This is a genomic window from Paenibacillus sp. p3-SID1389, from assembly GCF_025151705.1.
Taxonomy (GTDB): domain Bacteria; phylum Bacillota; class Bacilli; order Paenibacillales; family Paenibacillaceae; genus Fontibacillus; species Fontibacillus phoenicis.
Map to the genome: position 1 here is coordinate 1 of NZ_JALXVO010000003.1, position 14,056 is coordinate 14,056.

13 protein-coding genes are annotated in these 14,056 nt (G+C 56.6%); 7 read left to right on the forward strand and 6 right to left on the reverse strand.

The window, feature by feature from the left end; all coding sequences use genetic code 11:
* Positions 1-20 precede the first annotated feature (20 nt).
* Entirely contained in the window at positions 21-473 is a 453-nt protein-coding gene (locus M3G15_RS01855) for a DUF441 domain-containing protein (RefSeq protein WP_009223120.1), read from the reverse strand.
* A 30-nt stretch (positions 474-503) separates the two neighbouring features.
* A complete protein-coding gene (locus tag M3G15_RS01860; protein WP_009223121.1) occupies positions 504-1,496 on the reverse strand; it encodes a YpdA family putative bacillithiol disulfide reductase in 993 nt (330 codons plus the stop codon).
* Positions 1,497-1,716: 220 nt separating this feature from the next.
* Between M3G15_RS01860 and M3G15_RS01865 the strand changes: the two genes are divergently transcribed.
* Both M3G15_RS01865 and M3G15_RS01870 read left to right on the forward strand, forming a co-directional pair.
* Positions 1,717-2,193: a DUF3939 domain-containing protein gene (locus M3G15_RS01865; protein WP_260069914.1), complete on the forward strand. Its 477-nt coding sequence runs from the start codon at positions 1,717-1,719 to the stop codon at positions 2,191-2,193.
* Between the two features lie 98 nt (positions 2,194-2,291).
* On the forward strand, positions 2,292-3,002 hold the full coding sequence (locus tag M3G15_RS01870; protein ID WP_036643783.1) for an HAD family hydrolase: 711 nt from the start codon (positions 2,292-2,294) through the stop codon (positions 3,000-3,002).
* Positions 3,003-3,358: 356 nt separating this feature from the next.
* On the opposite strand, the gene M3G15_RS01875 is transcribed toward M3G15_RS01870, so the two are convergent.
* Positions 3,359-4,144, reverse strand: coding sequence for an alpha/beta hydrolase (locus M3G15_RS01875; protein ID WP_009223124.1), 786 nt, complete (start codon positions 4,142-4,144; stop codon positions 3,359-3,361).
* A gap of 237 nt (positions 4,145-4,381) precedes the next feature.
* On the opposite strand from M3G15_RS01875, the gene M3G15_RS01880 reads away from it, so the two are divergent.
* The gene (locus tag M3G15_RS01880) at positions 4,382-5,593 is read left to right on the forward strand and encodes an MFS transporter (protein ID WP_036643950.1); all 1,212 of its coding nucleotides are present in this window, start codon (positions 4,382-4,384) and stop codon (positions 5,591-5,593) included.
* A 126-nt stretch (positions 5,594-5,719) separates the two neighbouring features.
* On the opposite strand, the gene M3G15_RS01885 is transcribed toward M3G15_RS01880, so the two are convergent.
* Positions 5,720-5,959, reverse strand: coding sequence for a hypothetical protein (locus tag M3G15_RS01885; protein ID WP_009223126.1), 240 nt, complete (start codon positions 5,957-5,959; stop codon positions 5,720-5,722).
* A 324-nt stretch (positions 5,960-6,283) separates the two neighbouring features.
* Here M3G15_RS01885 and M3G15_RS01890 point away from each other — a divergent pair, with 324 nt between their 5' ends.
* From M3G15_RS01890 to M3G15_RS01900, 3 genes are all read left to right on the forward strand, one after another.
* A complete protein-coding gene (locus M3G15_RS01890; protein WP_260069915.1) occupies positions 6,284-7,102 on the forward strand; it encodes a hypothetical protein in 819 nt (272 codons plus the stop codon).
* Between the two features lie 143 nt (positions 7,103-7,245).
* A complete protein-coding gene (locus M3G15_RS01895; RefSeq protein ID WP_009223128.1) occupies positions 7,246-8,055 on the forward strand; it encodes an SDR family oxidoreductase in 810 nt (269 codons plus the stop codon).
* Between the two features lie 162 nt (positions 8,056-8,217).
* Positions 8,218-8,589 carry a DnaJ family domain-containing protein gene (locus tag M3G15_RS01900; protein WP_009223129.1) on the forward strand — a complete coding sequence of 124 codons (372 nt, stop codon included), beginning with the start codon at positions 8,218-8,220 and terminating at the stop codon, positions 8,587-8,589.
* A gap of 4 nt (positions 8,590-8,593) precedes the next feature.
* On the opposite strand, the gene gluQRS is transcribed toward M3G15_RS01900, so the two are convergent.
* Both gluQRS and M3G15_RS01910 read right to left on the reverse strand, forming a co-directional pair.
* Entirely contained in the window at positions 8,594-9,565 is a 972-nt protein-coding gene (gene gluQRS, locus M3G15_RS01905; protein ID WP_260069916.1) for a tRNA glutamyl-Q(34) synthetase GluQRS, read from the reverse strand.
* Positions 9,566-9,664: 99 nt separating this feature from the next.
* Positions 9,665-11,023, reverse strand: a complete 1,359-nt coding sequence (locus M3G15_RS01910; protein ID WP_260069917.1) for a hemolysin family protein — start codon at positions 11,021-11,023, stop codon at positions 9,665-9,667.
* A gap of 79 nt (positions 11,024-11,102) precedes the next feature.
* Between M3G15_RS01910 and hrpB the strand changes: the two genes are divergently transcribed.
* A complete protein-coding gene (hrpB, locus tag M3G15_RS01915; RefSeq protein WP_260069918.1) occupies positions 11,103-13,826 on the forward strand; it encodes an ATP-dependent helicase HrpB in 2,724 nt (907 codons plus the stop codon).
* The last annotated feature ends 230 nt before the right edge of the window (positions 13,827-14,056 follow it).

The following is a 14,056-nucleotide window of genomic DNA, read 5'->3' on the forward strand; positions in this document are numbered from 1 at the left end:
CTGCAGCTTAATGCTGAGCCTCACAGCTTCCCGATCACCAGCGACAAAATGCCGGCGGCGATCAGCGGGCCGACAGGGACGCCGCGGAAGAAGGCGACGCCCAGCACGGTGCCTATCAATAGGCCGGCGACGACAGTCGGCTGATTGCCCATCAAGGTCGCGCCGCGACCGCCGAGCCAGGCGACAAGCATGCCGACGCCGATGGCGAGCAGGGACTTCCAATGGAAGAAGGAAGCCCATAGCGTCTGGATGGAGATTTTGCCGCTGGCGACCGGCGTCATCACGCCGATGGTGAGGATGATGATGCCCAGCGTCAAGCCGTATTTCTCCAGCCAAGGGAAGGTATAGTGCAGATGCAGCACGCGAAGCAGCAGCAAGACAATCATCGCCACGGTAATGGGCATGTTGCTGCTGAAAATGCCCAGCGCGGCTAACAACAACAGCAGCAAGGCTGTCACGTCAATTTGTTGCATGATCCACCTCCTGCGGTGAATATCGATAATTTATACGTTGCTCGAAGTTCTCGACCCTACGATATGCTCTGCGATCAGCTTCCCGTGGCCGCGACCGGTTTCGATGAACACCTCGTTGGCGTTACGTCCGGAAGCGATAACCCCGGCAACGTATAGACCGGGCACGTTCGTTTCCATCGTCTCCGGATTAAACACCGGCTTCTCCATGTCACCGGTCATTTCAACTCCGGCGGAGAACAACAGCTTGCGATCAGGGCGGAACCCGGTTAACGCCAAGACAAAATCGTTTGCCAGTTCGGACGTTTTACCGTCAGCACCTTCGATGATCACGCGGTCAGGCAGGATTTCGATGACCCGGGATTTCAGGCGCAAAGCGACCTTTCCTTTGTTGACCGCACTTTCGAACAGCGGCCGTACCCAAGGCTTGATGTTCGCGGACAAGTCCTCTCCGCGATACACGACAGTAACCTCGGCGTTCACACGCACCAGCTCCAGCGCGGCATCCACTGCGGAGTTGCTACCGCCGATAATCGTCACTTTCGTACCGGTGTACGGATGCGCCTCTTGGAAGTAATGCGTCACCTTGTCGGTATTTTCTCCCGGAATTCCTAAAATATTGGGGTGATCGAAATAACCTGTCGAGATGATGACATAACGGGCCTGGTATTCCGCCTGCTCACCGCCGCGTTTCACCGAACGAACCACAAACGTGCCGTCCGGCTGCCGCACCACTTCGGTGGCTTCTTCATAGGCCGATACCGGGACGTTATAATGATCGCTGACCTTGCGGTAGTAGGCTAGCGCTTCATGGCGGTAAGGTTTGTCGTTCGCCGAAGCAAACGGTACATCTCCGATTTCTAGCAGCTCAGCGGTACTGAAAAACTGCATATACGTAGGATAAGAGTAGATGGAATGGACAAGGCAATGTTTCTCTAGAACAAGCACCTGCAGTCCGCGACGCTGGCATTCGATGGCTGCCGATAGACCGCAAGGCCCTGCTCCGATGATGATCACATCCAGCATGAGAACCTCCTCATAGACATTGAGTTCAAACGAATTTTCAAAACAATTCCATCCTACCGCAAATGACGGAGAATTGCCAACCATCCGCTGCGGATTTTCCAGGGGAAGGATGTGGCAATCCGATGAAATCTTTGGCTTCGGGGGTTCAAAGCAGGAGATTTGGAGTACACTAATAGTGTAAGCGGTTACCTTGGTTTAGAAAGTGAAGGAGGTGCCGAACATGCTGTCCTGGTTTAAAAAACGCAAGCCCAAACAGGTAAAACAGGTAACGGTTCCTACAGCCATCAAGGTTACGTTGGATGAGGTTCGACGCGCGGTGCTGCGTTATGAAGCCGACATGCCGGAAGGGATCAACCGGTTGTCGTTGCTGCTGCCGGACGGAAGTCTGGATATGAAACGCCTGTCGCGATATTTGGGCGGAGTGACGGACCAACGTTTTTACTTGTCGAGGGAAACCTATGAAATATTTCCGGAAGAAGAGCGTGACATCCCTTATTATCTAGACATGGTGCAGGTTGCGGTGGATCATTACGTGGAGGACCAAGGCAAGCTGCCGGTGCTGGAGGACTCTCGCCAGTTGGAGGTCGATTATCGTCTGCTGATGCGGGAGCATTATTTGAAGGAGATGCCGCCGTTTCCGCTGTACGTGACAGATCAAGAGATGTTGTTGACCCATCGCCCCAAACAAGTGATATAACGCGGAAAGCGCATTTTCCGGTGAGCCGGAGGTGCGCTTTTGATTTGACAGACTGTTTTACAATAGAGAGAGACAACTGGGGAAAGTGGGGAAAAAGTTTGCAGCTAAAAGCCGTACTGTTTGACCTTGATAATACGTTAATGGATCGCGATCACATGTTCCGCAGTTTCGCCTCTCAATTAGTACAGGAGTGCCTGGTGCCAATAGACGAGACGCAGCGGGGAGCGTTGATCGCTGAGATGATTGAACGGGATAACGATGGATATCGGCCGAAGGAGGGCTTTTTTCAGGAGCTGTTGGATTGGTTGCCTTGGCGTCAAGAGACGAGCTTGGAGGAAGTGAAAGCCTATTACAACCGACATTATATGACCTATGCGAAGGCGATGGACTATGCGGAGGATACCCTGCGGTATTGCCGTGATCAGCAGCTTCGGCTGGGGATCGTCACGAACGGACACAGCCACAGACAGCATGAAAAAATCGATTTGATCCACCTGCGGCCGTTCTTCGATGCGATCATCGTATCCGGGGACGTGGACATCCAGAAGCCCGATCCTCGGATCTATCAACTGGCATTGGATCGGCTTGGTGTTCAAGCGGAGGAGACGGTGATCGTTGGCGATCATCCTCGCAACGATATTTGGGGAGCCGCTCAGGTGGGGATCCGCGGCATTTGGCTGAAGCGCAAGCATGAGTGGGACGAGACGCTGGAAGGCGGCACACCGTGGCGGACGATTCACGAGCTGAAGGAAGTCCCGGCGCTGTTGGACCAATATACCCAGAAGCTATGCGGGACAAAAATGGATTGACAAAGCTTGCCAAGACGCGGGATGCGAGGATCCCGCGTCTTTTTTTGCGGCTAAGGAGACGGGAAGGGAAGTTGGAACAGGGTTGAACCATTTTGATCGTATAGGAGGAATTGGGATTGAATTTATATGAACTCGGATGGAACCCGGAGCGGGAGAACGCTTTTCGCGAAATGGGTTTAGAGCATGTCTCACCGGGGCGGATCATCGCGGATCATGGCCACAAATATCGCGTGGCAACCGAGCGGGGAGAAGGCTGGGCTGAAATGAGCGGCTGCCTGCAGTTTGAATTCATAAATGCGGACAAAAACCTAGCCGGCCGAGAGGAAGCTCCCAGCCGGCTAAGTGTACTTGTAAGATTAAGCTTCTTTCGGTTGAAGCGGCAGCCATTTCAGCACGTCCTGAATCTTCGCATCCCAATAGCCCCATTCGTGGGAGCCAGGTCCTTCTTCATAGGTGAGAGGCAGGCCGGCGCGGGTGCATGCTTCGCGGAACGTTTGGTTGTCCTCGTACAGGAAATCTTCCGTCCCGCAGCATTGGTACAGCTGCGGAACCGGCTTCCCTTCCTGCATGGCCTTGGCGAGCGGGTCCAGCAGTGTCAGCAGGTCGTTATCCGTGCCCTTAGGTCCGGATTCGCCGAAAATCCGCAGGAACAGCGGCGACAGCCCATGCCGGCTGTTCGCGATATCAAGCGCCCCCGATAAGCTGGCAGCAGCAGCGAACGTCTCGGGCTTGCGCAACGCCAGCTTGAAGGCGCCGTAGCCGCCCATCGACAACCCGGCAACGAAGGTGTCCTCGCGTCGATCGGACAATGGGAAGAACGACCGGCAAAGGCGAGGCAGCTCCTCGCTGACGAACGTCCAATAGTTGTTGCCGTACGCCATATCCGCATAGAAGCTCAAATCAACCTGAGGCATCACTACGGCCAGACCCATACCCGAAACATAACGTTCAATCGAGGTGCGGCGCAGCCAGATCGAGTCGTCGTCGGACATGCCGTGCAGCAGATAGAGGGTTGGATAAGGTCCGGCGATCGCCGGTGCGGACATCCCGATTTGCGATTGCGCAGGTTCCGGCAGGATGACGGTCATGGAGGTGCTCAGCCCTAATACTTCGGAGAAAAAACGACATTGAAATAGTGCCATAATGCTCAAGCTCCTTTGGCTCCATGCCATCTCGGTGCAAACAGCAAGTAAGCGCTTACCGAAACGGGCATGGATTATTTTTACTAAACAGATCATCCAACTTCCATTATATCTCGAACATCTTGACCTCGAAATCTAAAATTCGAAATCTTTCGAACAGTTGTCAACGAATTGTGCTAGAATAAAAAAACGGGTTAGTTCCAGGGTTGGCAAGTAACAATGCTGGGGGTGGATGAAGTGAATTTCCCCTGGAAAAGAAATCTGTACGTGCTGTGGCTTGGCGTTTTTTTTTGCAGCACCGCGTATTCCATGGTCATTCCATTCATGTCTCTGTTTATTGCTCATGATCTTGGAGTAACGAAGCATCTCACCCTCTGGTCGGGGATCGCGTTTGGGGTGACGTTTTTGGCCGGCGCGTTGATCTCTCCGTATTGGGGTTCGCTGTCGGATAAGTACGGCCGGAAGCCGATGCTGCTTCGATCCGGGTTTGCGCTTAGTGCGGTGTATATCCTTTACTTCTTCGTCCGGGATCCTTATCAGCTGATCGCCGTCCGCATTTTGTCCGGGCTCTTGGCCGGGTATGTGCCTTCCGCGATTGCGTTGGTTGCAACCAATACGCCAGAGAAGCATGTCGGATATTCGCTGGGAGTCATGTCGACAGCTGGAGCGGCCGGAGGTATTATCGGACCTTTGGTGGGCGGTTCCCTCAGCAAGTTTATCGGTTATCGGGAGGCGTTTCTGGCGTCGGGTGCCGTCGTGTTGATCTCAGCACTGATAGCCTTGATCTTCGTGAAGGAGCAGAACTTCGATCGTAACCGGGAGCGTTCGCATGTGCTGGATGATCTCAAGGAGGCGTCAGCTAACCGGCCGTTGATGGGCAAGCTGCTTGTCGTGCTGATCGTCACCTCTTCCGTGATGGTGCTTGAGCCGCTGCTTTCGCTGTATGTGCTGGATCTGGGCGCTTCGGCTTCCGACGCTTCGCTTAGCTCGGGCATTATTTTCTCGGCGGTAGGTATCTCCACGATCATCGCCGCACCGTTCTGGGGCAAAATTGGGGAGAGGATCGGCTACCACAACACGTTGATGATCGGATTGATTGGTGGCGGGGTTGGCAACATTTTGCAGCATTTCTTTCATTCGTTGGTTGGGTTCGGAATTCTGCGCTTTGTGTACGGCTTGTTCTTCGCCGCCGTGTTCCCGGCGTTAAACGCTTTGATCGTACAGTCGACTAAACCGGAATTCCGCGGCCGCGCCTTCAGCTTGAACCAGTCCGCCAGCCAGCTTGGCAATATGTTCGGACCGATTGCCGGCGGGGCGCTCGGGTCATGGATCTCTATCCCGGTGGTGTTTGTCCTGAACGGGTCAATCCTAGCAGTAACGGCAATGACACTCCGGTTCAAGTCCCTCTTTGGAAACCGCCGCTTGAACGAAAGCGAAGTTCGAAATTGAGAGGGTAGCCGGAACGAAACGGAACGTAAGATGGATATCGATTTGAAAAAAAGCTCCGTGCCATCAGCGTGATGCTGAGGTACGGAGCCTTTTTTCTACAAAACGGTCATCGCAACTAATACTAGATTAATAGAGTGAAAGCGCAAGAGAATCAAATTCGCTCTTACTGTGGAGAATCGCTTCGGAACCTTCGATTTCAATGCTGATTAAGGAGTTCAAGCACTTCTTCAAAGCTTGCTTGCCGTTATAGTATTTGTACTCGAGCGCGCTCGTCAGCAGCTTCAATGTACGCTGCACAGGTTGCTTGCTATCGACGTTGAAATAAACCGGAACCAGATTATTTTGGAAGTTGATCAGGATTTTCATTAGAATCACCTCTATACAGTGGTTTCATATTAAACATTGTAGATCGAAAAACTTAAGAAAAGATTAAAAAAACATGATATTTCGATAAATGTTTAATGACAGCGAACGAAACAGGACGGAAGTCTCGGTTTTGCACGCTTACATCAATATTACGGATAGGCGGATTAAAAAGTTTCAGCATCTTTAAAAAATTGTGCTTCACCTCCTATTTTTATGGGTACATTGTAATAGATTGGTAAAAAATTCCGAGCACAGGGAAATTGAATAGTGGTATGATTACTGCATCGGAAGCGAGACCCAATCTGTAGGAGGTGGAAGAAATTGATGACAGATTCCTCCCGCAAGGAAAATGTGGTGCTTCAAGCGAAAGAATGGCTAACTTTGATAGAGTGGTTAGGAATTCAAACGTGGCAGGATCCAGAGCATCCCTTTCACGTTTTTTTGCAGGCGATGCTAGATTCGGATGCCGAAGACACGCGTGAGACGTTGAAAAGCAAGGAAGAGGTGTCGGAGACGGTGCAAGGAGCTCGGATCAGCTTGCCGCAGCACGTCCTAGACGACCTGACCGCCGCATCGGCGGCCGTCAAGGCTTGCTGGCTAACCTATACTTGCGGAAAGCAAACCTTTGAGGAATATCTGCATATCACCGGCAATCAGATTATCCGATTCAGACGGCTGCCCGGGAAAATCAACCGCTTATTCGTCGAACGAATTACCGAAGGGAAACAACTAAGCGTTTTGTTAGCCGGTCGGATGAAGTGGAACTCGCGCACGCCGGGGGAGCTTCCCGCCTTGATGATGTCAAGAAAACAATTTGACGCAGCACTGAGCCAGGCCCGGGAGCTGGAACTTAACCGCTTGGCCACCCTCCTGGCTGACATGACGAACGATGAAGAAGGCAGTATCGCCTTAGCAAAATGTATGAAATCTCCGCTCGCGCATGGGGATATCCGGTTCTATGCGAACTGCGGCGGACGCTGGGAGATCCAGCAGATGCAGTTTATGAACAACCCGCAGTTGAACTGGTTGATCCGTTGCAGCGCGAAGGACGAAGAGGATTGGATGATTGCGACGCCCACGCCCCGCCAGCAATTTCAGAAGATTTTGCTGAAGTGGTTCCGTAAGCCGCATAACGCTGAGTGAGTGGGACCTAAGGAAACCCAAGTTTTTTTCATGGTATAAACCAGCCATCCCTGACTAAAAAACACTCCGAAATGGGCAATCTGGATAGAGGCAGGTAAAAAGTTTCACCAATGAACCCATTTCATCTTCAGGAGTGTGAAGTCATGACAAGCAATCAGACGACGAACCGCGAACGGTTTCGGGGCAAAACGGCGATCATCACCGGAGCCGGTTCCGGGATCGGCAAGGCGGCTGCGGTGAAGCTGGCCAGCGAGGGGGCGGGGGTCGCGCTGTTCGATCTGTTGGATGAGCGCACGGAGCAGGCAGCGCGGGAAATCAATGCCATGCGCGAGGGTGCGGCCCGCGCGTATGATGTCGACGTGGCGGACCCGGCGCGGGTCGAACAGGCGGTACGCGAAGCTGCCGAGCATTTTGGCGGCATCGATATCGTCTTCGCCAATGCAGGCGTCAACGGCAAGCTGGCGCCAGTCGAGGATTTAAGCTTCGAGGATTGGGAGAAGACACTGAGCATCAATCTGACGGGTACGTTCCTGACCGTGAAATATACGGTTCCCTACTTAAAGCAACGGGGCGGCGGCAGTATTATCATTACCAGTTCGATAAACGGCAATGATAAATTTTCCGGCTTTGGGATGTCGGCTTATAGTACGACGAAAGCGGGACAAGTTGCTTTCGCGAAAATGCTGGCGCTGGAGCTGGCCCAATTCAAAATTCGCGTTAATGCCATCAGTCCCGGCGCCATCGCCACCAATATCGATACATCAACGGAGAAGAGCAAGGAGCTGCAGGAGATCGTCATTCCGGTAAAATATCCAAAGGGCTCGCAGCCCTTAGCGGACGGCCCGGGTCAACCGGAGAACGTCGCGGATCTCGTCGCCTTTTTGGCTTCGGACGAGTCCATCCACATTACCGGAGCCCGAATTGTCATCGATGGGGCGGAGTCGCTGTTATAACGTTTCACCTGATGGAGAAACGATCCTAGAGTTTAACGCTTTCGCAATCGCGGAGGCGTTTTTTTAAGATTCAGAAAGTATAAACTTTCGGGGCATGGCATCTGCGGAGATGATTCCGATGGCGGCTGTGGTATGATACAGGAAGGAAACGCTTGAGGAGGGATGGATATGCTGTCCTGGTTAGCGGAACAGAAGATTGCAGAAGCGATGGCCCGCGGGGAGTTTGATCATTTGCCCGGGAAGGGCAAGCCGCTGAAGGTGGAGGATTTATCCGGGGTTCCGGAGGATTTGCGGATGGCCTATAAGCTGATGAAAAATGCGGGTTACGTTCCCGAAGAAATTCAGCTGCAGCAGGAGATGGTTCGGCTTACCGACCTGCTTGCCGCTTGTGAGGACGGGCCGGAGAGGCAGGCTTTGAAGAAGCGGCTGACGGAGCAGGAGCTGAGGCTGAATATGCTAATGAGCGAGCGCGGTCTATCAACGAATCCGGCGTTCCGGCAGTATGAAGATGCAATCCGCCGGAAGCTGGAATAGGAAGTCAAATTGGGGTGTCAGGCATCAGCTTCCGTATCATCGCTTCGGTTAACAGAAACGGCTCTCGCGAGATCCGGTCCAGCCGGAAGCCGGAGATCAACTCTTTGGCCGTTACAGCTTCAGGGCGGTCGATCAAGCCGCTGATGTAGGCCAGCCAGCCGATGACCGTCTCCGGCTTCGTACCGGCGGCGCGCAGCGCGGGGAGCCCTAAATCGCCATGCCGTTTGGCCAACCGCCGTCCGTCCTCTCCGAGGATGAGCGGGGCATGGGCGAACTTAGGCGGCGTCAAGCCTAACGCTGCATAGAGGTGGAGCTGGCGGGGCGTGGAGTCGAGCAAATCGTCACCGCGCAGTACATCGGTGATCCCCATCAAGGCATCGTCTACGGTCACCGCCAGTTGATAGGAATACATATGGTCGGCCCGGCGCACGACAAAATCCCCGCCGCTGCCCGGCGGGAAAACCTGCGGCCCGGCGATGCCGTCGACGAAGCGAATTTCCTCCGGGCCAATCGCAAATCGGAGTGACGGATCTTTGTGTTGCGCTCGGCGCTGCTGCTCCTCCGGGCTTAAGCCGCGGCAGGTTCCGGGATAAGGCGCCCCTTCCGAGGACAAGCCGTGCGGCGCCCCGGCCACCGCGAGCAGCTCCGCCCGGCTGCAGAAGCAAGGGTACAGCCGGCCGGCCGCGTCCAGCTTGGCCAGCGCCTCCTCATAAAGCTCGGTCCGCTGGCTTTGCAGGTAAGGACCGGACGCATCCGAAGCGCCTGGTCCTTCATCCCAGTCCAGCCCCAGCCAACGAAGGTCGGCGAGAATCCGTTCCGTGATCGCCGGCTTGGAGCGTTGGGTGTCGATATCTTCAATGCGCAGCACGAAGATTCCTCCGGCTGCGCGCATTTGCAGCCAAGAGAGCAGCGCGATTTTGGCGTTGCCTAGATGCATGTCGCCGGATGGCGTAGGTGCAAATCGTCCGCGTTTCATGATGCTTCACTTCCTCGATTGTTCACTTGTTCACTTTTTGTAGAGTTGTCCGAATGTCCCATTTGATGAATGTGGACGAGGACGACGTCGGAACGAGCATTACAAGCCTGCTTCGGGGCCTTGGGCGTTCCGGGCTTCGTCTTCACCCTCTGATGTATACGCGCTGTCCATGAGGGGCATGTCCAGCCTTTTGATTTCAATTTTCCGTATCCGGGTGTCTTCGCGCTCGAGGACTATAAACTGCAAGTCCCCATAGACCAGCTGGGTTCCTTCTTCGATGTCCAGGTTATGCCCATAGATCCAGCCGCCGATTGTATCCGCGTCATCTTCCTCCAAATCGGCGTCCAGCAATTCGTTGATCAACGACACCGAAACTTTGCCGTCAACTATGAGGTGATTCGCCGCGACCTCGGTAATTTCCTGCTCTTCCTCCGCATCGAATTCGTCGCGGATGTCGCCGACGATTTCCTCCAGTATATCCTCTATCGTCACCATCCCGCTCGTACCGCCGTATTCGTCGATCAGCACAGCAATATGCGAACGTTCCTTCTGCATCTTGGTCAGCAGCGCCGGAAGGGGGATGTTCTCCGAGACGGTCATCACAGGCCGGACCAGGGAAGCCAAAGGGACATCCGCCTGATTTTCGGGGGCCAGGAACAACGCTTTTGTATTAATGACCCCGATAATATTATCTTTATTTCCACGGATGACGGGAAATCTCGTGTATTGCTCCCGGCGAATGATCCGCAAGTTTTCCTCGCGCGACTTGGCCGCATCCAAGCAGACCATATCGGTTCTCGGAACCATGATATCTTTGGCGAGCAGATCATCAAAGGCGAAAATCCGGTTCATGAAGCGGTACTCGCTTTTGTTAATCCGGCCGCTGGCCAGGCTTTCCCTCAGCAATATTCGCAGCTCCTCCTCGCTGTGCGCGTCGTCCCAGTCCGCAGCAGGTTTAAGGCCTAGCCATGCGACGATGCGGCCGGAGGAACGGTTGAGCAGCCAGAGGAACGGGGACAGCAGGGTGCTGAATGCCAGGAGCGGCCGGGCAAACGCCAAGATGATGGCTTCGCCCCGTTGAGCAGCCAGCACCTGCGGGACTAATCCGCCAAGCACCACATGCAAATAGGTAATCGACACGAACGCGATGAGAAAAGAGAAAAAGGTTTCTACGGAATCCGATAAGGGCAGGCGAACAAATAACGGGGCGAGCAGGCTGCGGACAGCCGGCTGGCCCAGCCAACCCAGGGTCAGCGAGTTCACCGTAATGGCCAGTTGGCAGGCCGACAACGCCTGGTCGATCCGCTGCGACAGGGCGCGGAGGGCGGAGGCCCCACGATGGCCTTCCCGCGCCCAAGCTTCGATGGTCCGCGGGTGCAATGAACGCAGCGACGCTTCAATGATGACGAACAATGCGGTGAAGACGATAAGCAGTAAAAGGACGAGCAGCTTCAACAATCGTTTTTCCTCCGATCCCTTCGTTTCTTAGAACCGTATGGTAAAATGTTTTCATAGTGTAACCCGTAAGGAGAGAATCATGACAAAGCTTCCTTTGCCTATTGATGAAGTAATCCCTGAGCTGCAAAAAGCGCTTGACCAAACGGGAACCGCCGTGCTGCTGGCGGAGCCCGGGGCGGGCAAAACGACGCGTGCTCCGCTGTCGCTCCTTAGCGAACCATGGCTTAGGGGACAGCGGATTTTGCTGCTGGAGCCGCGCCGGTTAGCGGCTCGGGCTGCCGCTGTATATATGGCGTCCCAGCTAGGTGAAGCGGTTGGTGAGACGGTGGGCTACCGCATGCGAGGCGACAGCCGGGTGTCGGCAAAAACGCGGATCATGGTCGTCACCGAAGGGATTTTAACGCGAATGCTGCAGCAGGACCCGGCCTTGCTCGGGACGGGTCTGGTCATCTTCGACGAATTTCATGAGCGCAGCCTGCATGCTGACCTTGGCTTGGCCTTGGCTTGGCAAAGCCGCCAGCTGCTCCGCGACGACCTGCGGCTGCTCGTCATGTCGGCGACGCTGGACGCCCGGCCGATCGCGGAGATGCTGGACGGCGCACCGGTTGTGCAAAGCCGGGGACGCATGTTCCCGGTGGAGACGGTATATGCGCCGGGAGCAGCAAACGAGCCGCTGGAACGGAAGGTGGACCAGGCGGTTCGCCGGGCCCTTGCCGAGCATGACGGCAGCGTGCTCGTGTTCCTGCCAGGCGCACGGGAAATCCGGCGCACCGAGTCGTTGCTGGCCGCGGGCGGGCTGCCGGCGGGCGTGATGTTGGCGCCGCTGTACGGCGCGATGCCGCAAGCGGAGCAGCGGCGGGCGATTGAGCCCGCGCCGGCGGGGCAGCGCAAGGTCGTGCTGGCGACGTCGATCGCCGAGTCGAGCCTGACCGTGGACGGCGTGACCGTGGTGATCGACAGCGGCCTCCGCCGCACGTCGCTGTTCTCGCCGCGCACTGGCATGAGCCGGCTCGTGACGGTGCGGGCGGCCCGCGACTCCGCCGACCAGCGGCGGGGCCGCGCCGGGCGAACGGCGCCCGGCGTGTGCTACCGCCTCTGGAGCGAGGCGGAGGACCGCCTGCTTCCCGCGCGGACGGCGCCGGAGATGCTCGAGGCGGACCTCGCGCCGCTCGCGCTGGAGCTGGCGGCGTGGGGCGCCGCCGCGCCAGACGAGCTGGCGTGGCTCGACGCGCCGCCGCCGGCGCCGTACGCGCAGGCGGTCCAGCTGCTGCGCCAGCTGGACGCCTTGGACGCGGCCGGGCGCATCACCGCCCACGGCCGCCGCATGGCCGCGCTCGGGCTGCACCCGCGCCTCGCGCACATGCTCCTGCGGGCGCGCGAGCGGGGGCTCGGCGCGCCGGCATGCGCGCTGGCCGCGCTGCTCGAAGAGCGCGACCTGCTGCGTGGGCCAGCCGGGCGCGACGCGGATTTGCGCGGCCGGCTGGCGCTGGTGCTGGCCGCGTCCGGACGCGCGGCCGAGGCCCCGGGCTCCCGGGGCAGGGGCGGCCTGGCGGCCGCCGCCGCAACACAGGAGCCCGGGCCCGACGGGCTGCGGCGCATCGCTGCGCTCGCCCGCCAGTGGGAGCAGCGGCTCGCTGAGCTGGAGCCGCTTGCTGAGGCTGTGCCGCCCGGCGCGCCCGATGTGTCCGCCGAGCTCGGCGAGTGGGTCGTCCCGGATGCCGGAGACGACCCCGATTTCGAGCCGCCGGACGGCGAAGCAGCGGCCGGTGCCGAGCTGGCCGATCCAACGCCGCCGACAGCTCCCGTGCCGGCAGCCTCCGTTCCAACGGATCTGGACCGCTGCTGCGGCTTGCTGGTCTCCTTCGCTTATCCGGATCGGATCGCGTTCCGCCGCCCGGATGGGCGGTATTTGATGCGGAACGGGCGGGGGGCGCAGTTGCTCCACAAGGATTCCCTAGGCCAATCCGCGTTCCTGGCGATTGCCGAGGTTGACGACGAAGGAGCAGAAGGACGTATTTTGCTGGCGGCCCCGCTGGAGGAAGAGGACGTGTACCGCCATCATGCGGAGGGGATTACCGAGGAGCGAAGCGCGGAATGGGATGATGCTTCGGGAACGGTGCGGGCGAGAATCCGCCGGACGTTTGGCGCGATCGTTCTGCGGGAGCAGCCGGACCCGTCGCCGAGTCCAGAGCAGATCACACAAGCCTTGCTCGAGGCCGTTGCCGCCAAAGGCGTCGCCATCTTGCCGTGGACGGAGAAGGCGCGGAAGCTGCAGGAGCGGCTGATGTTTTTGCACTGCCTAAATCCTGACTGGCCGGATGTATCGGATGAGACGCTAGCCGCAACCGCCGAGGAATGGCTGGCACCGTATTTGTCCGGCGTGCGTAAGCGGGCGGATCTGCAGGCGCTGTCCTTATACAACATACTGGAGGGCCTTCTGACTTGGCCGCAGCAGCAGGAGTTAAACGCCGAAGCGCCAACGCACCTGCTTGTCCCCAGCGGCTCCAAAATTCAAATTCACTACGACGGCCCCCAAGCCCCTTATGCGGCAGTACGCTTGCAGGAAGTGTTTGGCATGATGGAAACGCCGCGGATCGGGTTTGGACGGGTTCCAATTACGCTGCATTTGCTGTCGCCCGCCCGCCGGCCGGTTCAGGTCACGTCGGACCTGCGCAGCTTTTGGCAACACACTTATTTTGAGGTCAAAAAAGACCTGAAAGGCCGTTACCCGAAGCATTACTGGCCGGACGATCCGCTTCAGGCCACCGCGACCCGAAAAGTAAGGCCGGATGGACAACGTTAGTTTAGTTTGGAAGTAAACGGACGGCTAGATCCGGGCTTGCACGTGATTGTATGCGAAAAATCGAATACATTCAGCGGACAGGGGGCCATTTTTGCCAGTTATATATGAAATTTCATATAGATTCGGGCTGCGGGGAGCCGAAAGCCACATTTTTATATGAAAAATCATATAGATTTCCCAATTTCAACGTTTTGCCACAAAATGTGTATGAAAAATCGAATATATCGACC

Excerpts from the sequence above, each read along its gene's own strand:
- M3G15_RS01895 (WP_009223128.1), top strand. The coding sequence starts at position 7,246 with ATGACAAGCAATCAGACGACGAACCGCGAACGGTTTCGGGGCAAAACG.
- M3G15_RS01890 (WP_260069915.1), top strand. The coding sequence starts at position 6,284 with ATGACAGATTCCTCCCGCAAGGAAAATGTGGTGCTTCAAGCGAAAGAA.
- M3G15_RS01865 (WP_260069914.1), top strand. The coding sequence starts at position 1,717 with ATGCTGTCCTGGTTTAAAAAACGCAAGCCCAAACAGGTAAAACAGGTA.
- M3G15_RS01860 (WP_009223121.1), bottom strand. The coding sequence starts at position 1,496 with ATGCTGGATGTGATCATCATCGGAGCAGGGCCTTGCGGTCTATCGGCA.
- hrpB (WP_260069918.1), top strand. The coding sequence starts at position 11,103 with ATGACAAAGCTTCCTTTGCCTATTGATGAAGTAATCCCTGAGCTGCAA.
- gluQRS (WP_260069916.1), bottom strand. The coding sequence starts at position 9,565 with ATGAAACGCGGACGATTTGCACCTACGCCATCCGGCGACATGCATCTA.
- M3G15_RS01855 (WP_009223120.1), bottom strand. The coding sequence starts at position 473 with ATGCAACAAATTGACGTGACAGCCTTGCTGCTGTTGTTGTTAGCCGCG.
- M3G15_RS01885 (WP_009223126.1), bottom strand. The coding sequence starts at position 5,959 with ATGAAAATCCTGATCAACTTCCAAAATAATCTGGTTCCGGTTTATTTC.
- M3G15_RS01900 (WP_009223129.1), top strand. The coding sequence starts at position 8,218 with ATGGATATGCTGTCCTGGTTAGCGGAACAGAAGATTGCAGAAGCGATG.
- M3G15_RS01875 (WP_009223124.1), bottom strand. The coding sequence starts at position 4,144 with ATGGCACTATTTCAATGTCGTTTTTTCTCCGAAGTATTAGGGCTGAGC.